This is a genomic window from Jiangella rhizosphaerae (assembly GCF_003579925.1).
Classification (GTDB): domain Bacteria; phylum Actinomycetota; class Actinomycetes; order Jiangellales; family Jiangellaceae; genus Jiangella; species Jiangella rhizosphaerae.
Map to the genome: position 1 here is coordinate 14,893 of NZ_QUAL01000143.1, position 23,754 is coordinate 38,646.

The window sequence follows — 23,754 nt, forward strand, 5'->3', positions numbered from 1 at the left end:
CCGCAATCGGCGGGCGCCGGTCCGGCAGGCGAGACTGGTGCTGTGCTGGAGCTGACCGAGGCGGAGTTCGAGCGGCTGGTGTCCGAGGCGATCGACGAGATCCCGCCGGAGCTGGCCGAGATGATGGACAACGTGGTGATCCTCATCGAGGACGAGGCCCCGGACGATGCTCCGGAGGTGCTGGGACTGTACGAGGGGACCCCGCTGACCGAGCGCGGCGAGTGGTACACCGGCGTGCTGCCCGACACCATCCGGCTGTTCCGCCTGCCGATCCTGCGCATCTGCGAGACGCCCGACGACGCCGTCGAGGAGGTGCTGATCACCGTCGTGCACGAGGTGGCCCACCACTTCGGTATCGACGACGACCGGCTGCACGAGCTCGGCTGGGCGTGAGCTAGCCGCGCACGCCCGCCGGCACGCCGTCGAACAGCCTGGTCGCGTTCGCCGTCGTGGTCGCGCGCCAGCCGGCGACCGTGTCGTCCAGGCGGGCGAGCTGCCGGGCCACGCCCTCGGGCGGCGTGAAGCACGAGCCGCTGCCGTAGACCACCCGCCCCGACGGCGACGGCCAGACGCCCGACGTGCCGAGATCGACCCACAGCCGGTCCAGCTGCGGCGCGAGCCGCACGCCGTCGTCGGCCAGCAGTTCCAGCCGCGACGCCAGCAGGGGCAGCACGGCGCCGGCGTCGCCGACCACGAACCGGATCCGCGGATGGCGCGCCAGTACGCCGGAGAGCACCAGGTCGGCGACCGCACGCACGCCCTCGAAGACGAACTCGATCAGCGGTCGCGGGCGGTCCAGCGCGACGTCGCGCCAGTTCGGCGGCGAGGTCGGATGGAGCAGCACGACCGCCTCGCGTTCGTCGAGGAACCGCCACAACGCCTCCAGCCGCGGATCGCCGGGGTACCGGCCGGCGGCGTTCGTCAGGACGACGACGCCGTCGGCGCCGAGCTGGTCGAACGCGTGCCCGGCCTCGGCGACCGCGCCGTCGAGGTCGGGCAGCGGCAGGGCGGCGAGGAAGCCGAACCGGTCCGGCCGGCGGGCCACCGACGCCGCCGCGGCCTCGTTGACCTGCCGCGCCAGCACCCGCGCCCGGACGTCGTCGCCGAAGTGGACGCCCGGCGACGACACCGACAGGACGGCGCGGGCGATCCCGTGCCGGTCCATCAGGTCCAGCTGACCGTCGGCGGACCACCGCGGCCAGCCGGGCATCCCGTCGGGGGCGCGATGCCCGGCTCGGACGGCCGCGGCCACGTAATCCTCGGTGAGGAAGTGCGCGTGCACGTCGATCAGCGTCATGCGGCGCTCGGGTGCAGCAGGTCGTCGAGGCCGATGCGGCGCAGCAGTTCCGCGCGGACGCGGTCGGCGACGGCGTTGACGACGACCGAGCCGTCGTCGGACGGGTCGATGTGCACGCGGAACGGGCGGCGGCCCTTCTCGGTGCCGACGACGTCGACGATGGCCCGGGCGACGTCCGCGACGTCGGCCCAGTCGGGCTCCAGCTCGGCGAGCCGCTGCGCGACCTGCTCCATCAGCTGCGGGTACTTCCGCTCGTAATCGGCGACGACGGCGGTGTCGGCGGGCGACCCGCTGTGGGCGAAGTGGTTCGTGCCGTGGGTGAACGCGCCCGGGACGATGATCGTGGTCTCGATGCCGAACCGCGACAGCTCCAGTGCGTAGCTCTGAGCGAGCGCGTCCATCCCGGCCTTCGCCGCGAAGTACGGCGCCAGGTAGGGCGGGGTGCCGCCACGGGTGCTGGAGCTGCCGACCCAGACGACCAGGCCGTCGTTCTGCCCGCGCAGCACGGGCAGGGCCGCGCGGTTGAGCCGCTGGGTGCCGATGACGTTGGTGTCGTAGAGCTCGGCGAGCTGCTCCGGCGTGAACGCCTCGGCCGGGCCGGTGACCATGTGGCCGGCGTTGTGGATCAGGACGTCCAGCCGGCCCTGCTCGCCGGCGACGGTGGCGACGGCCTGCCGTGCGGACTCGTCGGAGCTGACGTCCAGCTCGACGGTGCGCAGGTCGACGCCGTGCTCGGCGGCGTATGCCTTGGCCTCGGCCGCCGCGGCGGCGTTGCGGCCGGCGATGTCGCGCATGCCGGCGTAGACGACGTGGCCGGCGTCGGCCAGGGCGCGGGCGGTGAGCGCGCCGAAGCCGCTGGACGCGCCGCTGATGAGGATCGTGCTCATGGTGGGTCTCCTTTGCGGTGGACGGGACGGGGTCAGATCGCGCCGCCGTTGGCGTACAGCGTCTGGCCGTTGATCCAGCGGGCCGGGCCGGCGAGGAACGCGATGACCTCGGCGATGTCCTCGGGCCGGCCGATGCGCTCCAGCGGCGGCTCGGCGGCCATCCGGTCGAGCAGCTCCTGCGGCTTGCCCTCGAGGAACAGTGCGGTGGCGGTCGGGCCGGGGGCGACGGCGTTGACGGTGATGTCGCGGCCGCGCAGCTCGCGGGCCAGGATCAGGGTGATGGCCTCGACGGCGCCCTTGCTGGCCGCGTAGGCGGAGTAGCCCGGCCGCTGGAAGCGGGTCAGCGAGCTGGAGACGTTGATGATCGCGCCGCCGGAGCGGACCCGCAGGGCGGCCTGCTGGTCGACGGCGAAGGTGCCGCGCACGTTGACGCGCAGGTGGGCGTCGAGTTCGCCGAGGTCCAGCTCGGCCAGCGGGGCGAGCCGCATGATGCCGGCGGCGTTCACGACGACGTCGACGCCGCCGAACACCCGCTCGGCCTCGTCGAAGAGCGCGGCGACGGAGTGCTCGTCGGCGACGTCGACCTGGACGGCGACGGCCTGCCCGCCGGCCGCGACGACCTCGGCGGCGGCCTGTTCGCCCTCCTCCTTGGCGCCGCCGTAGGTGACGACGACGGCGTAGCCGTCGCGGCCCAGGCGGGCGGCGGTCTCGCGGCCGATGCCGCGGGAGCCGCCGGTGACGATCGCGACGCGGGGAGTGTTCTGGTCGGTCATGGCCGGGTTCCTTCCGGATCTGAGCTGTCGTGCTGACAGTTCGTGCCTGATGTGAGAGTCGGGTCAGGCAAAGATCACGAACGCTCTCCAGTCGACTTGCGGACTGGACCGAGGACTCAGGGGGACCTTCGGCCCCCCATCGCCCGTCGGTTTTGCCTGACCCTCCTCGATCCTGAAGCCGGCCAAAGCATCAAGACAAACGAATCTCTTCGATGTCTGAATCAGTTTCAGCGATGCAAGTCCGCGCCGGCGACCGTCCCGTCCAGCAGCCGGACGTGCTGCATCACGAGCCCGAGCAGTGCCCGCACGGCCGCGGACGGGCGGCGTTTGCGCAGCATGGCCACGTGCACCGCCCACTCGAACGACTGCCCGTCGACCCGCAGGATCCGCACGTCGCCGGCCAGCCGGGCCGCGTACTCGGGCAGGATCGCCACCCCGACCTCGTGGCGGACGAACGCCGCGGCGTCGTCGACCCCGGCCACCTCGACGGCGATGCGGCGCGAGATGCCGGCGGCCTCGAACACCTGGTCGGCGATCGCCCGGTTGGTGAAGCCGGGCGGGAAGTCGACGAAGCTCTCGTCGGCGAGGTCGGCCAGGGCGACCCGCCGCCGGCGGGCCAGCCGGTGACCCACGGGCACCGCCAGCACGTTCGGCACGCGGACCAGCTCCCAGCTGGCGAGGTCGCGGTGCGGCGGAGCGGCGAGGGCCAGGAACGCGACGTCGCAGTCGCCGGCCAGCAGCGCCGCCAGGTTGCCCGACGAGCCGGTGGCCTCGACCCGCAGCTGCAGCTCGACGCCCGGATAGCGGGTCCGGAACACGCCCGCGACGGCCGGGAGGTCGACCAGCGCCAGACCCCCGAGCATCGCCACCCGGACGTGGCCGCGCAGCCCGCTGCCGAGCTCGTCGACGACGTCACGGGCGCCCTGGACGGCGTCCTGCACCGCCAGCGCCTCCGGCAGCAGCGCCGCGCCCGCCTCCGTCAGCACGACGCGCTGCGCGCTGCGCTCGAACAGCGTGACCTTGAGGTCCTTCTCGAGCGCCGCGATGGCCGCCGAGACCGCGCTCTGCACCACGTGCAGCCGCTTGGCGGCCAGCGTGAAGCTCTTCTCGTGCGCGACGGCGACGAAGTACTCCAGCTGCCTCAGCTCCACGAGGCCAGTCTGGCGTAGGAAGAATGGTTCGGGCGCCGGGCCGGGAACGCCTCTCGGCGCAACGGCCGCTCGTAGCGGCTATAAGTGGGACCCGGGGTTACCACGGCCCGCCGCCCAGCGAGAGCCCCGAAGGGCTGTCGCCAGTACCTGAAACTACCTGATGCCCGTGGTTGTTCCCAGCGTTACGGCGTGGGAAGGATCACCTTGACGTCGCGCCGCCGGGCGGTTCGTCCCGGTCAGGGCGCGGACATGCGGCGGGCGAGCTCGACGACGGCGGCCCGCTGCGTCGCGCGGTCCATGCCCTCGGCGCCGACCGTCATCCGGACCACGTGCGGTGCGACGAACCACCAGTCGACCAGCGCCATCACGCCGTAGAGCAGCTGCCCGGCGCCGATCGCGGCGGTCACCAGCCCGCGGCGCTGGGCGTCGGCGACCGCCGCGACCTTGTCGTGCTGCAGCGCCGCCCGTTTCGCCTCCGCGACCGCCTCGCCGCCGCTGGCCAGCCCCTCCCAGTGCAGCAGCCGGAGGAAGTGCGGGTGGTCGGTGTGGTGGTCGAACAGCCGCCCGGCGTAGTCGCCGAGGTCGCCTGCCTGCTCCGCGGTGAGCGGGACGGCGGCGGCGAGGCGCTGCAGCTCCCGCTCGAGGACGGCGCGGAACAGCCCCTCCTTGTCGCCGAAATACTGGTAGATGCGCTCCTTGTTGATGCCGGCGGACCGGGCGACGCGGTCGACGCGGGCGCCGGCCGGTCCGTGCTCGGCGAACTCCTCGACGGCGGCGTCGAGGAGGCGGCGGCGGGTCGCCTCGGTGTCCCACGGCATGGGAGCACCGTAGCAATCTCCAACCGTTCAGTTGCTTTTTCTCGCATCCGGGCGCAAACTCCAACCATGCAGTTGGAAAATCGTCCGCCGTCCGTCCACCGCCGCGCCCTGATCATCTGGCTGGCCATCTATCCGCTCGTGACCCTGGGGCAGTTCCTGCTCCGCCCGCTCACCGGCGACCTGCCGATCCCGGTCAGCACGCTGGTGCTGACGCTGCTGGTCGTCCCCGTCGCCGTCTACGTCGTCGTCCCGGCGCTCACCCGGGCCGGCGTCCGGCTCAGCGCCGGACGATCACGCCGCGCGCGACCAGTTCGATCGTGAGCGCGACCGCGGCCGTCTCGACCGCCAGCAGGGCCACCAGCACGAACAGCTGGACCGCACCGGCCTGGATCGGATCGGCGCCGCCGATGAGCATGCCGACGAACGCGCCCGGCAGCACCACCAGGCCGACGGTGCGCGTCTGGTCGAGGGCGGGGATCAGCGCGGTCGCCGCCTGCGAACGGCCGATCTCCAGGGCGGCGTCGCGCGGCAGCAGCCCGACCGACAGCGCGGCCTCCACCTCGCCGCGCCGGGTCTCCAGCTCGTCCAGCGCGCGCCGCCCGGCCAGCGCGGCCGCCGTCATCGCCCCGCCGATCAGGATCCCGGCGACCGCGATGACGGCGAGCGGGTCGGCCGGGAGCACCCTGGTGGCCAGCAGCGCCAGGACGACCAGCAGCGGGCCGGCCGCCACCGGGACCGCGGCCCACGTCCAGGACCGGTCCCGGGTCATCCGCCGCCCGGCCGTGACGGTCGCCGTCACCAGCATCACCAGCACGAACGCCGCCGTCAGCGGCTCGACCTCGACGACGGCGGCGAGCACCAGTGCGACGACGGCGAGCTGGGCCACCGCGCGCACCGCCGCCGTGACCACCCCGCGGTCGTGACCGAGGCGCGCGACGGCGCTCACGGCGACGGCGACCACGACGAGCACCGCCATCGCCACGGCCAGGCCCGGACCGACCGGCAGCAGTGTCGACGACATCTGGTCACCGTAGTGTGAGGACATGGTGAGGTTGACGAGGATCTACACCCGCACCGGCGACGACGGCACCACCGGGCTGGGCGACTTCAGCCGCACCCGGAAGACCGACCCGCGACTCGTCGCCTACGCCGACGCCAACGAGGCCAACGCCGCCATCGGGGTGGCCGTCGCGCTGGAACGGTCCGGCACCGGGGGCGGCGGTCTCGGCCCGGACGTGCTCGCCGTCCTCCAGCGGGTGCAGAACGACCTGTTCGACGTCGGCGCCGACCTCTGCCTGCCGCTCAGGCCGTCGTACGAGCACGAGCCGCTGCGCGTCCAGGCCGCGTGGATCGACGAGCTGGAGGCCGACTGCGACCGCTACAACGCCGAGGTGCCCACGCTGACGTCGTTCATCCTGCCCGGCGGCACCGTCACGGCGGCGCAGCTGCATGTGGCCACGACGGTGGTGCGGCGGGCGGAACGGTCGGCCTGGCGGGCGGTCGAGCAGTACGGCACCGGCGACGACGGCGGCGTCAACCCGCTCACCGCCACCTACCTCAACCGCCTCTCGGACCTGCTGTTCATCCTCGCCCGGTACGCCAACCGGGCCGCCGGCGACGTCCTCTGGCAGCCCGGCGGCGGCCGCGCGGAACCGCCGCGACGGCGATAGCCTCGAGATCATGAGGCTGACGAAGTTCGAGCACTCCTGCGTCCTCGTCGAGGACGGCGACGCCCGCATCGTCGTCGACCCCGGCGGCTTCTCGCACGGCTTCGAGTCGCTGACCGGGCTGACGGCGGTGCTCGTCACGCATCAGCACCCCGACCACCTCGACACCGGCCGCCTGCCGGCGCTGCTCGCGGCCAACCCGGAGGCACGGCTGTACGCCGACGCCGGCAGCGCGGCCATCCTGGCCGAGTCGGGCATCGCCGCGACGGGCGTGCAGCCGGGTGAGCGGCTGCACGTCGGCACCACCATCGACGTGTTCGGCGGCCACCACGCCGTCATCCACCCCGACGTGCCGGTCATCCCGAACGTCGCCTACCTGGTGGGCGGCCGGTTCCTGCACCCGGGCGACTCCTTCACCATCCCCGACGTCGACGTCGAGATCCTCGGGCTGCCCACCGCCGCACCGTGGCTGAGGGCCGGCGAGTCGGTCGACTACCTGCGGGCGCTGACGCCGAACGTCGCCATCCCCATCCACGAGGCGCTGCTGGCCGTGCCCGACCCGTTCTTCGGCCTGTTCGAGCGGCTCGCGCCCGAGGAGACGGAGCTGCGCGTCCTGGCCGCCGGCAGCTCGTTCGAGGCCTGATTCCGACGAACCGGCGCACACAAGGGACAATGGAGACGTGACCGAAGGCAGATCCGAGCGCCACCGGCGACCCCAGCTGCGTCCCGACATGCCCGATCTGCTCGGCGACCCCGATCCCGCCGACCGCACCGCCGTCGCGCACGCCACCGCCGCCGCCGTCCTGCAGGCGGCCCGGTCCGAGCCCGGCACCGCGCCCCGGTTGCTGGACCTCGCCGACCGCCTCGGGCTGGACGAGATGGCCGAGCTGTGGCGCGGGTCCGGCTCCGACACCCTGCCCGGCACGCTCTGGTCGCTCTACCTGCTGCGCAGCTGGGTGCACCGCAACGGCTCCGAGGCCGCCCGCGTCTTCGCCGTCGGCGAGCGCGTGGCCGAGGTCTCCACGGCGGTCGCCGGCGTCGCACACCCGCCCGGCCCCGCGGAGGTCGCCGCCCTCGGTGACGCGGTCTTGACCAGCGCGTTCACCGGCGACTTCGCCGTGGCGCTGGAACGTGCGGGCGCCTTCTGCCGGGTCGTCGCGGCCGGCCGGGCGCACTCCGCCGACGACCTCCCGGAGGACGAGGGCGAGCGGCAGACCCGCCTGGCGAAAGGCAATCTGAGGATGGCCGAGGAGCTCGAGCGCGCCGCCGCACTGTGGCGCCGCAACGAGCTGCACTAGTGCCCCCTTCCCGGCCGGGAATGATCACGTTCAGCACGGGATTTCGTGTCGCACCACGATTGCAGGCGTGTTGATGCTCGGGTAATCGTGGTGGTGGCCCGCCTCGCCGACGGGAAAGCGTTTGCCGCGCACGTCATGATGATCACCCGAGCATCAACACGCCTGCAGGCATAGTCCGACACGAGTTTTCGTGCTGAACGTGATCATTCCGGGGCGAAGGACGGGGAGAGCGGGTTCGGGACCGTCCCGACGGCGGAGATGACGGGGCGTTCGGGGTCGTCGGCGTAGCCGCGTTCGAACAGGCGCAGGCGGTTGAGGCAGAGCTTCGGGAACGTCGGCGACTCGAGGTCGAACATGGTGAAGCGGTCGGCCAGTTCGCCGCGGAACCGGTCCTGGTAGGCCGTCAGCACGTCCCGCGCCGACGCCCAGAACGTCGCCTCCGGCACGCCCAGCCGGTCGGCCGCGATCTCGGCCAGGTAGCGGTAGACGCAGATGAGCAGGCCGTTCTGCAGGTACTTCCGCAGCGTCTTGCCGTCCAGGACGACGTCGGCGAGGGCGGCCCGCACCGACGGCGTCAGCCCGGCGTGCTCGGGGATCGACTCCGAGCAGATCGCGAGGTCGTCGACGAAGTCCTTGACGACCAGCCGGGTCGGCACGCCGTCGCGGTGGACGATCATGCAGTTCTGCCCGTGCGGCGAGAACATCGCGCCGTACTTGTACAGGACGTGCAGCAGCGGCGGCAGCACCGCCTCGTGCAGCCGGGCCACCCACTCGGTCGCGCTCAGCCCGCTGCGCGCGACCAGCTCGCCGGCGAAGGTCCCGCCGGACGGGTCGACGTGCATCAGCGCGGCGAGCGAGACCGCCCGCTCGCCGTCGCGCAGGTACGGCTGCACCGGCTCGCGCCAGATCGCGCCCAGCAGCTCGGTGTACTGGTACGGCACCCCGGGTAGCGACGAGTACACCGGGTGCGCGACGCTCACGCCGGCCACCTCGCCGAGCAGGATCAGCCCCGTCTCGCGCAGGAACTCATCCCCGGAGACCACGGACGACAACCAGGCCGTCAGCTCGGGCGCCGCGAGCGTCCGCTCCCGCGGCAGCCCGCGGTAGACCGACGTGTTGAGGATCGACAGCGGCAGCTTGAGGTAGCGCCGCGCCGGGTCGTCGAGGTCGGTCAACGTGCGGATCGCCAGCTGCGGCCGGTACCGCGCCGGCCCCACGCCGAGGAACACCAGCTCGCCGCGGGCCAGCTGCGGTGCGTGCAGCGGCAGGATCCGGTGCGCCCACTGCCACGGGTGTACCGGCACGAACACACACGTCGACGGGTCCAGCCCGCCCAGCTGCGCCGCGGCCCGCAGGGCCTCGAACGCCGCCTCACCGACCTGGTCGCGTACCACGGCGTGATGGTCCAGCCCGACGGCATCCGCGACGGCCGGCGACGCGGCCAGCCACAGCAGCCGCACGTCGGCCCGCGCCTCCGGCGGGTAGGCGGCCAGGTCGTCGGCGCCGAAGCCGACCCGGCCCTTGTTGGCGACGATCCACGGGTGCCCGGTCAGCTCGGCCTCGGCGAGCACCGGTTCGAGGTCGACCACCTCGGCGGCCGGCCGCGCCGTCGCCAGCTGCCGGGCGTCCGTGAGCAGCGTCGACGACAGCTCCGACACGGCTCCGGCGACCGTGGACGCGTCGGCGCCGGCCGCCGTCAGCACCGCGGCGAAGACGTCGGCGGCGTCCGGCAGTGCCCCGCCGCCGGACCACTCCAGCGACGACGGATCCACCCGCCACCAGCCCAGCGCCCGCCGCGTCGCCCGTCCGGTCAGCGTCCCGCCCGGCAGGTCCACCGACACGGCGCCGGACAGCGAGATGATCTCCTCGTAGCCGAACTCGGTGAGCAGCTTCGCGATCAGCTCGCGGTTTGCCCGTTCCCACTGCTCCAGGTCAGGTGCGGTCATGCGGACGGGCCTCCTCGGGGACGCCGAAGCTCTGGTAGACGGTGCGGTCGCGGACGGGGTAGACCTCGCGGCCGGCGAGCGCGTTGACGATGACGGAGTTGCGGTGCGCGCCGAGTCCCAGATCCGGGGCGCCGACCCCGTGCGTGTGCAGCTCGGCGTTCTGCGCGAACAGCGTCGACGGCGCGCCGGACGCCAGCGTCAGCCGGTAGTCCAGCGACACCTCCGGCCGCCCCAGCGCGTCGGCCGCCACCACGCCGGGTGCGACCGGCAGCGGCGCCGGCTCGTGCCCCGTCCCGAGCACGACGACGTCGGTGTCGCGGGTGAACGTGCGGTCCTGGTCGCGGTGGTGCCAGGTCAGCCGCCAGCGCCGTCCCGGCACCGGCGACGGCGCGATGTCGCGCAGCTCGCAGCCGCCGGCGTACACCACCGGAGGGTCGTCGCGGTCCACCGTCGCGGCGTACAGCAGGTCGTAGATGCGCTCGCTGGTCTCGGCCGACAGCCCCTTGTAGAGCAGGTCCTGGCCGGCCCGGATCTCGTCGCGGGCCGACGGCGGCAGCCCGTGGAAGTAGGCGGTGTACTCGGGCGTGAAGTGCTCCAGCCCGAGCTTGGAGTACTCCATCGGCAGGAACCCGCGCGAGCGCGTGAACCAGTCGACCGTCAGGCCGCCGGGCAACCCGGCCTCGAGCAGGTCGGCGACCACCTCGCCGGCGCTCTGCCCGGACCCGACGACGGTGACGGCGGACGCGGTCACCGCCTTCTCCCGGTAGGTGAGGTAGTCCTCGGTGTGGAAGACCGACTCGCCCAGCACGTCGCGCGCCACGGCCGGCACGAACGGCCGGGTGCCGACGCCGAACACCACCGACCGGGCCGTGTGCTCCTCGGTGGTCCCGTCCGCGGCCTCGACGGTGACCCGCCAGCCGTCGCCGAGCGGCGTCACCGCCGTCACCCGCGTCCCGAAGCGGCAGGACGGCAGCGACTCGGCGACCCAGCGGGCGTAGGCGTCGAACTCCGCCCGCGGCAGGTGGAACCGCTCGTAGAAGTAGAACCGGTACAGCCGGCCGCGTTCGTGCAGGTAGTTGAGGAACGACCAGCGGCTGGTCGGGTCGGCGAGGGTGACCAGGTCGGCCAGGAACGGCACCTGCAGCGTCGTCCCGGGCAGCATGAGGCCGGGGTGCCAGGCGAACCGCGGCGCGGCCTCGAAGAACACCGGGTCCACGTCCGGCACCGGGTCCAGCAGCGCGGCCAGCCCGAGGTTGAACGGGCCCAGCCCGACGCCGACGACGTCATACGTCGTCATGCCGGTGACATCAGTCGGTCGGCTCATGCGGCGACACCTCCTTCGCTCCACTCGGCACGCGGTCTCGACCGACGACTCGGCGGGACCTTCGGCCCCGCGTCGCCGTCGGTGCCGCATGAGCCTCCCTGGGCACCTCCACGGCCGCCGCCACGGCGGCCCGGTCACCGGGCCAGAGCGCGTCGAACGCCGTCCGCTCGCAGGCCAGCACCGCCGCCCGCTTCTCCGGCAGGTCGACCTCGCCGAGCGACGACAGCCCGAGCCGGTCGCAGTAGGCGAGCATGCGGCCGTTGCGGACGTCGGGCTCGCAGACGGCGCGCTCGCCGCGGTTGAGCAGCCAGGCCAGGACGGCCCGGCCCATCAGCCGCGGCACCCCGGTCCCGAGCATCGACAGCGGCCCGACCAGCAGGTGGAACCCCTGGTCGCCGGCGCGCGCCGGGTAGTAGCCGGCCAGCGGGTCGTCGGCGACGACGTACGTCTCGACGTAGCCGAACGGCGCGCCGTGCGCCGACACGAGCCACGGCCGCAGGTGCGTCAGCCCGGCCAGGTAGTCGCGGATCTCCGGCAGCGACACCCCGAGCTGCCACCACGGCACGACGTGTGACCGGTTCATCCAGTCGTGGATCAGCTCGGCGTGCTCGTCGGCGCGGACCGGCGCGAACGTCAGCTCCGCCGTCGCGCCCGGCAACGTGACAGACCACGTCATGACGCCACCCCGAGCAGCGGGTTGGGCAGCGTCACGTACACCGACTGCGTCGCGATGTCGCCGACCAGCTCGTCCATGTCGTGCGCCCGGGTGAGCAGGTTCGCCTTGCAGGGCCAGCGCTCGTCGTCGAGCAGCCGGTCCAGGAGCGTCGCGGGATACCGCCCGCCGCGCGACCGCTCCTGCGTCAGCAGCAGGCGCAGGTCGCCGAGCAGGACGGTCTCGTCCACGCACGGGCCGAGCGCGTTGATCACGCCGAGCGTGAGGTTGACGAACAGGTAGTAGACCAGCCGCTCGTCGGCCAGCTCCTCCGGGAAGATCGACTCGGTCGCCTCGCCCAGGCCGGGCACGACGGTGAGGAGGTCGCCGTGCGCGGCCTCGCGGTGGAAGTAGCCCTGGCTGTCGCGGTAGACGCCGCGCACCGGCCAGCCGTCCTCGAGCTCGACCAGCGTGTTCTGCTGGTGCGCCTCGAAGCACAGCCCGACGTCGAGGTAGAGCCGCACCAGCGAACGCACGACGACGTCGCAGAACCGGGCGAACCACTCGCGGGCGACGGCGTCCTCGGTGCGGCCGTCCCGCGCGGCCAGCGCCGCGACCAGCGCGACCAGCCGGCTGCTGCCGCCGTAGGGGTGGTCCTGGCAGAGCGTGGTCAGCGCGCTGACGTCGCGCGGCCCGCCGTCCGCCCACCGGTTCTCCCGCAGCAGCACCGAGAAGCCGTTCAGCACCTCGCCGCCGCGGGCCAGCGTGAGGTAGGCGGGGTCCTGGACGAGGACGAAGTGCGGCGCGGCCTCGCGGGTGCGAGAGCCGACGACGGTGCGCGCGAGCGCCGCCGACTCCACGGCGCGGTCCAGCTCCTTCGGCAGCGTCACCCGCATCGAGTTCGTCACGCGGACGTGCAGGCTGAACTTCAGCTGCCACGCCGCGTCGGCCCGGTACACCGTCCGCACGGACGTCGTCGGCAGGAACGGCGCACCCCACGCGCCGAGGTCGACGACGGCCCCGGTGTCGAACAGGTCCGCCGTCAGCGGGTCGGCGGCCAGCCGGTCCGCCTCGTACGGATGTGCCGGCAGCAGGATCCGGTCGCCGCCGACGGCGTCGCGGGTTGCTCGCAGCGCCGCCGGGTCGACGGAGGGATCGTCGCGCAGCAGCGCCTCGGCCAGCTCCGGCGCCGGCGTGTCGAGGGCGCTGCGGTGCCGCACGAGGTCGCGGTCGACGGCCAGCCAGCGCAGCGCGAACCGGCCGCCGGTCTCGGGGGAGTACCGCCGCCGCTCGACGGCGCCCAGCTCGCCCCGGCTCTTCGGCGTCGGGTGGACCAGGTGGCCGAGCAGCAGCGCCTGCTCGGTCTCGGCGAAGGTCAGCGGCGCCGCGGACCAGAGCCGGTCGATCTCCCCGGCCCGGCCGTCCAGGTGACCGGCGACCGCCGCGGCGCTGTCCAGGACCCGGGTGAGCAGCGGTTCCGTACGCAGCCCGCTGCCGGGCAGGGCGTCGGCCAGCAGCACCGCCAGCTGCGCCAGCCCGACGGGGCGCGGTTCGCCGTCGGCGATCTGCACCAGCACCGGCAGCTCCAGCTGGTGCCGGAAGGTCGCCGACACCCGGCGGACGCCGACCAGCAGCCGGGCGTTCCACCGCGGCAGCGGGATGACGATTCGCGGCCAGGATGGCGGGCGGTCTGGTGGGGCTATAGCGCCAGCAAACCCCCCGCCATCGGGCTCGAGCGTCCAGCCCGGCACCTCCCGCAGCCAGCACGACAGCAGCGCGTGCGCCGTCGCGTCGTCGGCGGCCTGGGTCGGCGTCGCGGCAGTGGTCGTCTCGAGCAGCCCGGTCATGCGGCCTCCTCGAGTCCGGCCGAGGCCTCGGCGGCGATCGCGGCGAGCAGCGCGGCGACGTCGTCGTGGGTGGTCAGCGGGTTGGTGAAGGTGAGCTTCAGAGCCACCCGGCCGCGGTAGCGGGTCCGGCCGACGACCGCCCGGCCCGACGCCAGCAACCGGCGCTGCACGTCGACGTTCAGCCGGTCCTGCAGCGAGTCGTCCACGCCGTCGGGCCGGCAGCGGAACAGCACGGTGACCGTCTGCGGCGGCGCCAGCAGCTCGAGGTCGGGGCGGCGGCGGACCGCCTCGCCGGCCTTCGCGGCGAGGTCGACCAGGTGCTCGACCAGCCCGGCCAGCCGGCGCCGCCCGGTCGCCCGCAGCGACACCAGGATCTTCAGCGCGTCGAACCGGCGCGACGTGTCCAGCGAGCGGTCGACCAGGTTGAGGACGTCGTCGTCCTCGGTGCGGTTGAGGTAGTCGGCCGGCTCGCGGACGCTGCCCAGCGCGGCGGCGTCGCGGACCAGCAGCGCGCTCGCGCCGATCGGCTGCCACCACAGCTTGTGCAGGTCGGCGGTGATCGAGTCGGCCCGCTCGAGCCCGGCGACCAGCGGCCGCAGCCGCTCGCTGAGCACCAGCGCCGAGCCGACCGCGGCGTCGACGTGGAACCAGGCCCCGGCGGCGGCGGCGCGGTCGGCCAGCGCGGCCAGCGGGTCGACGGCTCCGGTGTCGGTGGTGCCCGCGGTCCCGACGACGGCGATCGGCACGGCGCCGGTCTGTGCCAGCTGGTCCAGCGTCCGGTCCAGCGCGGCGACGTCCATGCGGCCGTCGTCGTCCGTGCTCACGGCGACGACGGCGTCGCGGCCCAGCCCCAGGACCGCGGCCGCCTGCCGGACGCTCACGTGCGCCCCCGCCGAGGCGAGGATGCGCCAGCGGCCCGCACCGGCCGGCAGTCCGCTGAGGTTCGCGCCGCCCGCGGCGTGGTCGCGGGCGAGCAGCAGCCCGAGCAGGTTGGACGCCGTCCCGCCCGAGGTCAGCACGCCCGACCCGGCCTCCGGCAGCCCGATCAGCTCGTTGAGCCGCCCGACCAGCCGGTCCTCGACGTACGTCGCCATCGGCGCCTGGTCGTAGGAGTCCATCGACTGGTTCGTCGCGGCGATCGCCACCTCGGCCGCGGCCGCCGTCAGCAGCGTCGGCGGGTGCAGGTGGGCGGCGCACCACGGGTCGGTGACCCGCGCGCCCTGCGCCAGCACCGTCCGGCCGACGTCCGCGAGCACCTCGCCCAGCGGCTCACCGTCCTCGGGGAGCGGCTCGATCGCGGCAGCCGTCTCGCGCAGCCGGGCCGGGCCGACGGCCGGGAACGGGCCGCGCCGATCCGTCGCGGTCAGGACCGCGAGCACCTCGGCGACGGCGGACCGCAGCGCGTCGTGCGCGGCCGGGCTGCCGTCGAGGAAGAGCGGCGCGGTCACCGCTCGGCCTCCTCGCCGGACTCGGCGTGGACGGCCCGCAGCGCCCCGCCGAACGCGTCGACCACCCGGTCGATCTCGTCGTCGGTGATGACCAGCGGCGGAAGGAAGCGGACGACGGCGTCGTGCGTGCCGCCGACCTCGACGATGACGCCACGGCGCAGCATCTCGGCCTGCACCTTGCCGGCCAGCCAGCCGTCCGGCACCGGAACCCCGTCGGCGTCCACCACGCCCGGGTCGACCAGCTCGGCGCCGACCATCAGGCCGCGGCCGCGGACGTGCCCGACCCTGGGGTCGCCGGCGGCCACCGCGACCAGCCCTTCGGTGAGCCGGCGGCCGGCCTCCCGCGCCCGCTGCGCCATCCCGCCGCGGACCACTTCGCGGATCGTCGCTGCACCCGCGGCCAGCGCCAGGGTCTGGCCGCGGAACGTGCCCGCGTGCGCGCCCGGCTGCCAGCCGTCCAGCTCGCCGCGGTGGACGATCACCGCCAGCGGCAGCCCGCCGCCGACCGCTTTGGACAGCACCAGCACGTCCGGATCCAGCCCGATCGCCTCGCTCGCCCACAGCTCGCCGGTGCGCCCGAGTCCGGTCTGCACCTCGTCGGCGATCAGGACGGTGCCGGCGGCGCTGGTGGCGCGGCGAAGGGTCGCGGCGAACGCGGCCGGCATCGGCTGCACGCCGCCCTCGCCCTGCACCGGCTCGGCGATGACGGCGGCCGGCGTCGCGATGCCGCTGAGGTCGTCCGTCAGCGCCCACTCCACGAGGCGCCCGGCCATCGCGGCGCCGTCGCCGTCGTCCACCCCGAAGGGCGAGCGGAACGCCGTCGGGAACGGCAGGTGGTGGACGTCCGGGAGGAGCGCGCCGAGCGGCTCCTTGACCGCCTTGCGGCCGGTGAGCGCGAGCGTGCCCTGCGTCATGCCGTGGTAGGCGCCGCCGAACGCGATCAGCCCGGACCGGCCGGTGGCCGTGCGAGCGAGCTTGACGGCGGCCTCGACGGCGTCGGCGCCGGTCGGCCCGCAGAACAGGAGGCGCCCGTCGCGCAGCGGCTCGGGCAGGACGGCGAACAGCTGCTCGACGAACCGGTCGCGGACCGGCGTCGGCAGGTCCAGCGTCGACAGCGGCGTCCCCTCGTCGAGCACCTCGCGCAGCGCCTGGACGACGACGGGGTGGCGGTGGCCGAGCGCCAGCGCACCGGCGCCGGCCAGGCAGTCGAGGTACTCGCGGCCCTGGTGGTCGCGGACGGTGGTGCCGCGGCCCTCCACCAGGGCGATCGGCAGGCGGCGCGGGTAGGAACGGGCCGAGGATTCGCGGAGGCGCTGGCGTTCGAGCAGGTCGTCGGTGGTTTCGGCGGTTCCGGTTGCTGGCGGTTCGGCGAGCCTGACACCCTCGTGGTACGCCACGGGCGCGGTCCTTTCACGGAGAATGATCTGCAGTCAACTAGGTTTGCCTAACCTAACCTAGACCGCAAGTCCCTCCGTCAGGTGCCCGTCTGTTCCGTCAGGGTCCCGGTGAGCATCCCCGTGGCGGCGTAGGCGATGCAGACCACCTCACGGTCCTGCGGCCAGCCCACCTCCTGCGGGTACAGGAAGAAGATGCCGACGTTGCGGTCGTCGTACGCGCTGGCGGAGTACGACAGCAGTGCGGCGTCGCAGCGCTCCCCGGCGAGCGCGGAGATCGCCTCCTCCCCGGGGTAGTCGCCGTCCTCCAGGTCGAAGGTCGCGTACACCTCGCCCTCGTGCGGCTCGTCGCACGGCACGGCCGGCAACATGCTGATCGCCGTCTCGTCCTCGGTCTCGCGCAGGCCGTTGAGGCAGTCGCCGACCTCGACGTCGAAGGTCGAGACCGTTCCGCCCTCGGTGATCTCGCCGGCCTCGTTGCGTTCCGGCTCGCTCATCACCGCCCAGACCCCCAGGCCGACGAAGAGGACGATCCACAGGCCGGCGGCGACGAGGCCGCCGATCGCCAGGCCGCGCCCCTTCTGGCCGGTCTTCGCCGTCTGGACCAGGGCGATGATGCCGAAGACGATCGCCAGCGGGATGACGACGACGATGCCGAGCACGAGTGCCGCTATCGCGAAGCCGTTGGTGCCCGGCTTGCGCGGCGGCTCGCCGGGCCAGGGGTTCGGGCCGTACGGCGAGTACGGCCCGTACTGCGGGTACGCCGGAGGCGCGGTGCCGCCGTGCGGATACGGCGTGCCGCCCTGCGGGTACGGCGTGCCGCCGCCGGCCTGGTGCGGCGGCGTGCCCGGCGCGGGCTGGGCGTACGGGTTGGGCGGGGGCGGCGGAGCGCCGGCGTCGGACATGAGCGGAAGTTACCGCATGGGGCGGACGCGAGCTCCTCTGGCGCGGCGGACGCAACGTGACATGCCATACCTCTCGTGCGAAACGTAACGAAGCGATAACCTCGGCGCGGGCCGGCCGATCTTGACTGGGTCGTGCCCTTGCCCCCTGCCGTTCTGCGGAGAGGAACGCGTTCATGAGGCGTACTGATCACTCCCGTTCGAGTCGCCGCACCGTCGTGCTGGCCGCGGCCGCCGTCCTGGCGGTCCCGGCGGTCGCCGTCCCGGCGGCCGTGGGCGCGGCGTCGCCGTCGTCCACGGCCGCGGAGGCCGCCGGGCTGCCCAGCGGCAACACCGCGTACCGGACGCTGGCCGACTACGAGGCCGACCTGGCTGAGCTGGTCGCCGACCACCCCGACCTGGTCAAGCCGATCACGCTGCCCTACCCGACGACGTCCGGGCGCACCGTCCGCGGCGTCGAGATCAGTACGAACGTCGACGCCGCCGACGGCAAGCCGGTCTTCGTCGACGTCGGCATGCACCACGGCAACGAGTTCCCCAGCGGCGAGCTGACCATGGAGTTCGCCATCGACCTGGTCGAGAGCGCCGCGGCCGGCGACCCGTACGTCACCGGACTGCTCGACCGCGCCCGGGTCGTCGTCGTGCCGGTCGTCAACGTCGACGGCTTCGTCCGGGGCCGCCGGCAGACCGATACCAACACCGACATGAACCGCAACTACGGCATGGGCTGGCTGCCCATCCCGACCGGCGGCGTGGCGCCGTGGTCGGAGCCGGAGACGCGGAACATGGAATGGCTGCTGTCGACCCGCCAGGCGGTCGTGTTCAACACCCAGCACACGTGCATCCAGGTGGTGCTGTACCCGCCGCTGCAGCTCGAGGCCGGCCCCGCGCAGGACGTCGACCGCCTGCACGCCCTGGCGTCGCGGGTCGCGTCCATCTACGGCCCCGGCTACGACGCGCTGCCGTCGGCCGAGGACTACGAGACCACCGGCGAGGCCATCGACTGGGCGTACTACGCGACCCGCGGGCTCGCGCTGACCACGGAGACCTGCCCCGACGCCGGCGTCGAGCGCACCTACCAGACCCAGGTCCTCGACGTGTACGACGAGCACCGCGAGGCCATGTTCACGATGCTCGAGACGGCCGCCGACCCGGCCCAGTACGCCGTCATCGAGGGCAAGGGGCCGAAGGGCGCCGTCCTGCGCATCACCAAGGCGTTCGACATGTACACCAGCCCCTACCCGCAGCCCGACGGCAGCACGCGGCCGTCGTCGTTCACCACCACGCTCACGTCCGACCTCGACATCGAGAGCCGGAACGGCAAGTTCGAGTGGGCGGTGAACCCGTCGTACCGGCCGATCCCGGCGTACCAGGAGGACGGCATCCACGGGTTCCAGACCGGGTTCTACGAGGAGCCGTGGATCCTCACCTGCGAGCGCCCCGACGGCACCGTCCTGCAGACCGTCCCCGTGAACGTCGACCTCGGCGAGACGGTGACCGTCGACCTCAAGGAATGCCGCCGCGACTTCCACCGGTCGCGGCCGTGACGCCGTAGGTCAGCAGGTTTCGACCCTCCGTGGTCATGGGCCGGCGTGCGACGGTCGGCCCATGACCACGTTTCCCGTCGTGTTCGAGAGCAGCGGCGCGCTCCTGGCCGGCCGCGTGCACCGTGCCGGTGACGACCTGCTGGAGCGGCAGCCCGCCGTGCTGGTCACCGGTTCCTGGCTGACCGTCAAGGAGCAGATGGCCGACCGCTACGCCGCCGAGCTGGCCGCCCGCGGCTACACCGCCGTCACGTTCGACTTCACCGGCTGGGGTGAGAGCGGCGGCGAGCCCCGTCAGTTCGAGCTGCCCAGCCGCAAGATCGCCGACATCGTCGCCGCGGCCCGGTTCGTGTCGTCGCTCTCGTTCGTCCGCCCCGGCGGCCTCGGCTACGTCGGCGTGTGCGCGAGCGCCCAGTACGCGCTGGCGGCCATCGCGGCCGGCGCGCCGATCGCCTCCTTCGCCGGGATCGCCGGCTGGTTCCACGACACCGAGTCGGTCGCCCCCTTCTACGGCGGGCTCGACGGGGTCCGCGACCGGCTGGGCCGGGCGGCGGCGGCCCTGGCGGCGTTCCACCGGGACCGAACGGTCGTCACGGTGCCGGCGTACGAGGCCGGCAACGACCGCGCCGGGATGTTCCTCGAGCTGGACTACTACGCGAACCCGGCGCGCGGCGCGGTGCCGTCGTGGCGCAACGAGATGGCCGAGGCGAGCTGGCTGCCCTGGCTGACGTTCGACGGGCTGTCCGCGGCCGGGGCGGTGTCGGTGCCGGCGCTGTTCGTCCACTCCGACGGGTGCGTCTTCCCCTCGCACATCGAACGGCTGCGGTCGCGGCTGCGCGGGCCGGTCGAGGTCGTGTGGGGCGAGGGCACGCAGATCGACTTCTACGACCAGCCGGCCCAGGTCTCCTTCGCCGTCGAGGCGCTGGACGCGCACTTCGCCGCGACGCTGCAGGCGTGACGCCGGCGTGATGCCGGCCGGGCATGGGTGAGGGATCGGTGTCGCCCCGGCTACCTCGATCCCGCACCCATCCGCGCGCTGAGTCGGCCGCGGGCGTCCGGGGCTGCCGCCGGCGCGCGGGTGGTCACCCGTCGGTGTCACGGTCGCCGGAGCCGCGGCCGGCGTAGTAGCGGCGGGCCTTGTCGCGGCTGCCGCAGGTGGCCATGCTGCACCATCGGCGCCGCCCGTTCTTGCTGGTGTCGAGGAACAGCCAGTGGCACGACGGGCAGTCGCCGAGGCGGTGCAGCGGGCCCTGGGTGAGCAGCCCGACCGCCGACGCGGCGACCTCCCAGAGCAGCACCCGCAGCGTCTGCGGCCGCGTCCAGGAGAGCCGGAACGTCTCGCCGTCGTCGACGAACCGGGCGTGCCCGATCCCTTCGGTGTACGTCGCGTGGACGATCTCCAGGTCGTCGGGCGAGGGACGCTCGCCGTGCGCCAGCGGCTGGAACACCCGGAAGACGGTCTCGCGCAGATCGCGGGCGATCGGCAGGGTGAACCGCAGGCTCGGATCGTCGTCGACGGGGTGCCCGGCGGCGCGCGCCCAGACCACCGCCTCGTCCGGCGTCGCCAGCCAGTCGCGCCGGGCGACCGGCCGGGCGTTCACCGTGTTGGCGAAGTCGAGGCAGAGCGCGTTGCCGACCAGTTCGACGTCGGTCATACCGCCGAGAATATCTCACCATTCATCAGGCGTTGACAGGTGAGACGCTTCTGTGCCAGAACTACAACCAGTGAAACGCCGATGAAGGGTGAGAATCCGATGCGCGTGCTGCCGGTGTCGCTGGGCCGGTCGTTCAACGGGTTGTGGTTCGGCACCGGGGCGGCCAACCTCGGCGACGGCATGGCGCTGTTCGTCCTGCCGCTGCTGGCCATCGCCGTCGACGCGTCGGCGGGTGGCGTCGCGGCGGTGACGGCGGCGCTCACCCTGGCGTGGCCGGTGTTCGGGCTGCACGCCGGCTGGATCGTCGACCGCCTCGACCGGCGGGCGCTGCTGAGCACTGTCAACGCGGTCCGCGGGGTCGTGCTGGGCGGGGTCACGGCCGCCTTCCTGACCGATGTGCTGTCGCTGCCGCTGATCCTCGTCGCGGCGGTGCTGCTCGGCATCGCCGAGACGCTGGTCGACACCGCCCTCACCTCGACCATCCCGCTGGTCGTCGAGCCGGCCGGCCGCAGCCGGGCCAACGCGCGCATCGAGGCGACCATCAACGTGGCGAACCAGCTGGCCGGCCCGCCGCTGGCCGGCCTGCTCGCCGGTGCGACGCTCGCCCTGGCGACCGGCGCCAGCGCGGCGCTCTACGTCCTCGCGGTCGGCGGGGTGCTGATGATGACGCTGCGCCGGCCCGCTGCGGCCGCCGCCGATGCGCCCCCGGCCGGCCGCCGCCGGGGCGAGCTGGTCGCCGGGTTCCGGTTCCTCTGGCGCCAGCCGGTCGTGCGGACGCTCACGCTGTTCACGGCCGCGATGAACGTCGTCTGGGCGGTGGCGACCGCGCTGCTCGTCGTGTACGTCGTCGAGCCGGGGCCGCTGGGGCTGACGGCCGCGCAGTACGGGCTGCTGCTGACCGCGATGGCGATCGGCGGGCTCATCGCGTCCGTGCTGGTCGAGCCGCTGCGCCGGTGGGTCGGCACGACGCGGCTCATGGTTGCCGACGCGGTCGGGACGGTGCTGTTCGTGGCGCCGGTGGCCCTCGACGCCGGGATCTGGGCGGTCGCCGCCGGCGCCGTCGTCGCGGGGGCCGGTTCGAGCATCTGGCGCATCCTCGCCGGGACCATCCGGCAGAACCTGTCGCCGCCGGAGCTGCTCGGCCGCATCTACTCCGCCTCGCGGATGATCAGCTGGGGCGTCATCCCGGCCAGCGCGGGTCTGGCCGGCCTCGTCGCCGAGCTGTGGGGGCTGCGGACGGCGTTCGTGGCGGCGACAGTGCTCGCGGTCGTGGTGCTGGCGGCGTTCGTGCCGTTCGCGCTGCGCACCGACCTGGCCGCCGCCGTTCGCGGCCCCGTCGACGAGGACACCGCCCCCGTCCCAGGCTGAGTACGCCCGCCGCCACCAACCTCACTGTTGATCTTGGAGTTGTTCGGGTATCTACCGGACATTTCACGCGGCAATTGCCGAACAACTCCACGATCAACGGGGACCGGCGTCGTCGCGTCGGGAGCGGCGCGGCTGTCGGTCCGGCGTGCAAGCATGGCCCCCATGGGTGACGACACCACGCGGCGGCCGCTGCGTCGGCCGGAGGCATCGGCCGCCGTCGAGCATCTCGGCTGGCGCTACCTCCTGGCGCGGTTCCACGCCGGCGTCGCGGTGGAGTCGCCGGCCGAGGCTGCCGACGTGACGGCGGCGGCGGTGCGCGCGGCCGGTCCGGCCGACGCTCACCTGCGCGCCGACCTGCGTCCGGGACGGGTGCTGCTGAGCCTGCAGGACCCCGCGCTGGCCGACGTCACCAGCGAGGACGTCGAGGCCGCGGCCCGCATCACGACGGCGCTGCGCGCGACCGGCCACACCACCGATCCTGCCGTCGGGACGCCGCAGCCGCGGGCCGAGCAGTCGCTCGAGATCGCCATCGACGCGCTCGACATCCCGGCGGTGCGCCCGTTCTGGAAGGCCGTCCTCGCCTACACCGACGAGCCCGGCCACGACGGCCCGGCCGACGCGCTGATCGACCCGCTCGGGCAGGGGCCGGCGGTCTGGTTCCAGCAGATGGACGCGCCGCGGCCGCAGCGCAACCGCATCCATCTCGACATCAGCGTCCCGCACGACGAAGCGCGCCGGCGGCTGTCGGCCGCGCTCGACGCCGGCGGGCGGCTGGTGAACGACGGGCGGGCGCCGGCGTTCTGGGTGCTCGCCGACGCCGAGGGCAACGAGATCTGCATCTGCACGTGGCAGGGGCGGGACTGACGCCATGACGACGCTCGGGCTGCTCGGCGTGCCGTCCAGCGCGGCCGCGCACTGGCCCGGTCAGGAGCGGGCGCCGGCCGCGCTCCGGTCGGCCGGGTTGGTCGAGCTGCTGCGGGCGACCGGCCGCGACATCGCCGACCACGGCGACCGCCCGGTTCGACGCTGGGCCGCGTCGCCCGCCGGAACGCTCGACGCCCGGCCGAACAACCTCGACGCCGTGCTCGACGTGCTCGGCGACACCCGCGACGCCGTCGCCGGCATCCTGGCCGCCGGCGAGCTGCCGTTCGTCGTCGGCGGCGAGTGCACCCTCACCATCGCCGTGATCAGCGCGTTCGCGGCCGCCGGCCAGGACGTCGGCCTCATGTACGTCGACGGCGGGCAGGACCTCATGACGCCGGCCGACCACCCGTACGAGCCGATCGCCGACGGCATGGGCGTCGCGCACCTGCTCGACATCCCCGGCACCGCGCCTGCCCTGAGCGGCTTCGGGCCGCGCCGCCCGCTGCTCACCGCCGATCACGTCTGTTTCTTCGGCTACGCCGACGACGAGGAGGACGTGCACGGACGGGTGCCCAGCTGGCGGTTCCCGGTCGCCGCTGTCGCGCCCGACCCGCCCGCGGCCGCCCGGCTCGCCCTGTCCGCCGTCACGTCCGTCGCCGACCGGTTCGTCGTCCACCTCGACGTCGACGTCGTGAACTTCCTCGACCTGCCGGCCGCCGACGTGCCGCAGTATCGCGGGCTCACGCTCGACCAGGTCGTGCGCGCGGTGAGCGTGATGACCCAGCACCCCGGCTTCGCCGGCCTCGTGCTCACCGAGTTCAACCCCGACCACGGCGAGCCCGACGGCTCCACCGCGCGCCGCCTCGCCGAAGCCGTCGCCACTGTGCTGGCACGACACGAGACACTGGGTCCGTGACAG

General features: G+C 73.8%; 24 protein-coding genes. 10 read left to right on the forward strand and 14 right to left on the reverse strand.

Annotation, left to right across the window (positions count from 1 at the left end):
• Positions 1-51 precede the first annotated feature (51 nt).
• The gene (locus tag DY240_RS14455; RefSeq protein ID WP_407659328.1) at positions 52-393 is read left to right on the forward strand and encodes a metallopeptidase family protein; all 342 of its coding nucleotides are present in this window, start codon (positions 52-54) and stop codon (positions 391-393) included.
• A gap of 1 nt (position 394) precedes the next feature.
• On the opposite strand, the gene DY240_RS14460 is transcribed toward DY240_RS14455, so the two are convergent.
• From DY240_RS14460 to DY240_RS14480, 5 genes are all read right to left on the reverse strand, one after another.
• Positions 395-1,297 carry an amidohydrolase family protein gene (locus tag DY240_RS14460; RefSeq protein WP_119660560.1) on the reverse strand — a complete coding sequence of 301 codons (903 nt, stop codon included), beginning with the start codon at positions 1,295-1,297 and terminating at the stop codon, positions 395-397.
• Positions 1,294-2,184: an SDR family oxidoreductase gene (locus tag DY240_RS14465; protein ID WP_119660561.1), complete on the reverse strand. Its 891-nt coding sequence runs from the start codon at positions 2,182-2,184 to the stop codon at positions 1,294-1,296. The genes DY240_RS14460 and DY240_RS14465 overlap by 4 nt, the downstream gene beginning before the upstream one ends.
• Positions 2,185-2,216: 32 nt before the next feature.
• Positions 2,217-2,957, reverse strand: a complete 741-nt coding sequence (locus DY240_RS14470) for an SDR family oxidoreductase (protein WP_119660562.1) — start codon at positions 2,955-2,957, stop codon at positions 2,217-2,219.
• A 227-nt stretch (positions 2,958-3,184) separates the two neighbouring features.
• Positions 3,185-4,108 (reverse strand): LysR family transcriptional regulator, encoded by a 924-nt coding sequence (locus DY240_RS14475; protein ID WP_119660563.1) that lies wholly within the window; start codon positions 4,106-4,108, stop codon positions 3,185-3,187.
• 236 nt (positions 4,109-4,344) lie between these two features.
• On the reverse strand, positions 4,345-4,926 hold the full coding sequence (locus DY240_RS14480; protein ID WP_119660564.1) for a TetR family transcriptional regulator: 582 nt from the start codon (positions 4,924-4,926) through the stop codon (positions 4,345-4,347).
• Between the two features lie 66 nt (positions 4,927-4,992).
• On the opposite strand from DY240_RS14480, the gene DY240_RS14485 reads away from it, so the two are divergent.
• Positions 4,993-5,247 carry a hypothetical protein gene (locus DY240_RS14485; RefSeq protein WP_119660565.1) on the forward strand — a complete coding sequence of 85 codons (255 nt, stop codon included), beginning with the start codon at positions 4,993-4,995 and terminating at the stop codon, positions 5,245-5,247.
• Here DY240_RS14485 and DY240_RS14490 read toward each other — a convergent pair.
• Positions 5,204-5,947, reverse strand: coding sequence for an ABC transporter permease (locus DY240_RS14490; protein ID WP_119660586.1), 744 nt, complete (start codon positions 5,945-5,947; stop codon positions 5,204-5,206). The two genes, DY240_RS14485 and DY240_RS14490, sit on opposite strands and share 44 nt — an antisense overlap.
• A 22-nt stretch (positions 5,948-5,969) precedes the next feature.
• Between DY240_RS14490 and DY240_RS14495 the strand changes: the two genes are divergently transcribed.
• Genes DY240_RS14495 through DY240_RS31380 form a run of 3 tightly spaced genes read left to right on the forward strand, consistent with a single transcriptional unit; the run spans position 5,970 to position 7,891 of the window.
• On the forward strand, positions 5,970-6,596 hold the full coding sequence (locus DY240_RS14495; RefSeq protein WP_119660566.1) for a cob(I)yrinic acid a,c-diamide adenosyltransferase: 627 nt from the start codon (positions 5,970-5,972) through the stop codon (positions 6,594-6,596).
• A 10-nt stretch (positions 6,597-6,606) separates the two neighbouring features.
• Positions 6,607-7,236, forward strand: a complete 630-nt coding sequence (locus DY240_RS14500) for an MBL fold metallo-hydrolase (protein ID WP_119660567.1) — start codon at positions 6,607-6,609, stop codon at positions 7,234-7,236.
• 37 nt (positions 7,237-7,273) lie between these two features.
• Positions 7,274-7,891 (forward strand): hypothetical protein, encoded by a 618-nt coding sequence (locus DY240_RS31380; protein WP_199701516.1) that lies wholly within the window; start codon positions 7,274-7,276, stop codon positions 7,889-7,891.
• Positions 7,892-8,094: 203 nt separating this feature from the next.
• On the opposite strand, the gene DY240_RS14515 is transcribed toward DY240_RS31380, so the two are convergent.
• The 7 genes from DY240_RS14515 to DY240_RS14545 form a co-directional block, all read right to left on the reverse strand.
• Positions 8,095-9,837, reverse strand: coding sequence for an IucA/IucC family protein (locus DY240_RS14515; RefSeq protein ID WP_119660570.1), 1,743 nt, complete (start codon positions 9,835-9,837; stop codon positions 8,095-8,097).
• Positions 9,824-11,161 (reverse strand): lysine N(6)-hydroxylase/L-ornithine N(5)-oxygenase family protein, encoded by a 1,338-nt coding sequence (locus DY240_RS14520; protein WP_199701521.1) that lies wholly within the window; start codon positions 11,159-11,161, stop codon positions 9,824-9,826. Before DY240_RS14520 ends, DY240_RS14515 begins: the two co-directional genes overlap by 14 nt.
• Positions 11,145-11,837, reverse strand: a complete 693-nt coding sequence (locus DY240_RS14525) for a GNAT family N-acetyltransferase (protein ID WP_119660572.1) — start codon at positions 11,835-11,837, stop codon at positions 11,145-11,147. Before DY240_RS14525 ends, DY240_RS14520 begins: the two co-directional genes overlap by 17 nt.
• Positions 11,834-13,660 carry an IucA/IucC family protein gene (locus DY240_RS14530; protein WP_119660573.1) on the reverse strand — a complete coding sequence of 609 codons (1,827 nt, stop codon included), beginning with the start codon at positions 13,658-13,660 and terminating at the stop codon, positions 11,834-11,836. Before DY240_RS14530 ends, DY240_RS14525 begins: the two co-directional genes overlap by 4 nt.
• Positions 13,657-15,108: a pyridoxal phosphate-dependent decarboxylase family protein gene (locus tag DY240_RS14535; protein WP_119660574.1), complete on the reverse strand. Its 1,452-nt coding sequence runs from the start codon at positions 15,106-15,108 to the stop codon at positions 13,657-13,659. Before DY240_RS14535 ends, DY240_RS14530 begins: the two co-directional genes overlap by 4 nt.
• A complete protein-coding gene (locus DY240_RS14540; protein ID WP_233552741.1) occupies positions 15,105-16,505 on the reverse strand; it encodes a diaminobutyrate--2-oxoglutarate transaminase family protein in 1,401 nt (466 codons plus the stop codon). Before DY240_RS14540 ends, DY240_RS14535 begins: the two co-directional genes overlap by 4 nt.
• A gap of 77 nt (positions 16,506-16,582) precedes the next feature.
• Positions 16,583-17,407 (reverse strand): DUF4190 domain-containing protein, encoded by an 825-nt coding sequence (locus DY240_RS14545; protein ID WP_119660575.1) that lies wholly within the window; start codon positions 17,405-17,407, stop codon positions 16,583-16,585.
• Between the two features lie 173 nt (positions 17,408-17,580).
• Between DY240_RS14545 and DY240_RS14550 the strand changes: the two genes are divergently transcribed.
• A complete protein-coding gene (locus DY240_RS14550; RefSeq protein WP_147375327.1) occupies positions 17,581-18,951 on the forward strand; it encodes a M14 family zinc carboxypeptidase in 1,371 nt (456 codons plus the stop codon).
• A gap of 61 nt (positions 18,952-19,012) precedes the next feature.
• On the forward strand, positions 19,013-19,906 hold the full coding sequence (locus DY240_RS14555; RefSeq protein WP_119660577.1) for an alpha/beta hydrolase: 894 nt from the start codon (positions 19,013-19,015) through the stop codon (positions 19,904-19,906).
• Between the two features lie 124 nt (positions 19,907-20,030).
• Here DY240_RS14555 and DY240_RS33345 read toward each other — a convergent pair whose 3' ends face one another.
• Positions 20,031-20,603, reverse strand: coding sequence for a CGNR zinc finger domain-containing protein (locus DY240_RS33345; protein ID WP_119660578.1), 573 nt, complete (start codon positions 20,601-20,603; stop codon positions 20,031-20,033).
• A gap of 99 nt (positions 20,604-20,702) precedes the next feature.
• Between DY240_RS33345 and DY240_RS14565 the strand changes: the two genes are divergently transcribed.
• The 3 genes from DY240_RS14565 to DY240_RS14575 all read left to right on the forward strand — a co-directional run bounded on the left by DY240_RS14565 (position 20,703) and on the right by DY240_RS14575 (position 23,751).
• Positions 20,703-21,971, forward strand: coding sequence for an MFS transporter (locus tag DY240_RS14565; RefSeq protein ID WP_158602853.1), 1,269 nt, complete (start codon positions 20,703-20,705; stop codon positions 21,969-21,971).
• A 162-nt stretch (positions 21,972-22,133) separates the two neighbouring features.
• Positions 22,134-22,835, forward strand: a complete 702-nt coding sequence (locus DY240_RS14570; protein ID WP_119660580.1) for a VOC family protein — start codon at positions 22,134-22,136, stop codon at positions 22,833-22,835.
• Between the two features lie 4 nt (positions 22,836-22,839).
• Entirely contained in the window at positions 22,840-23,751 is a 912-nt protein-coding gene (locus DY240_RS14575) for an arginase family protein (RefSeq protein WP_119660581.1), read from the forward strand.
• Positions 23,752-23,754 lie beyond the last annotated feature (3 nt).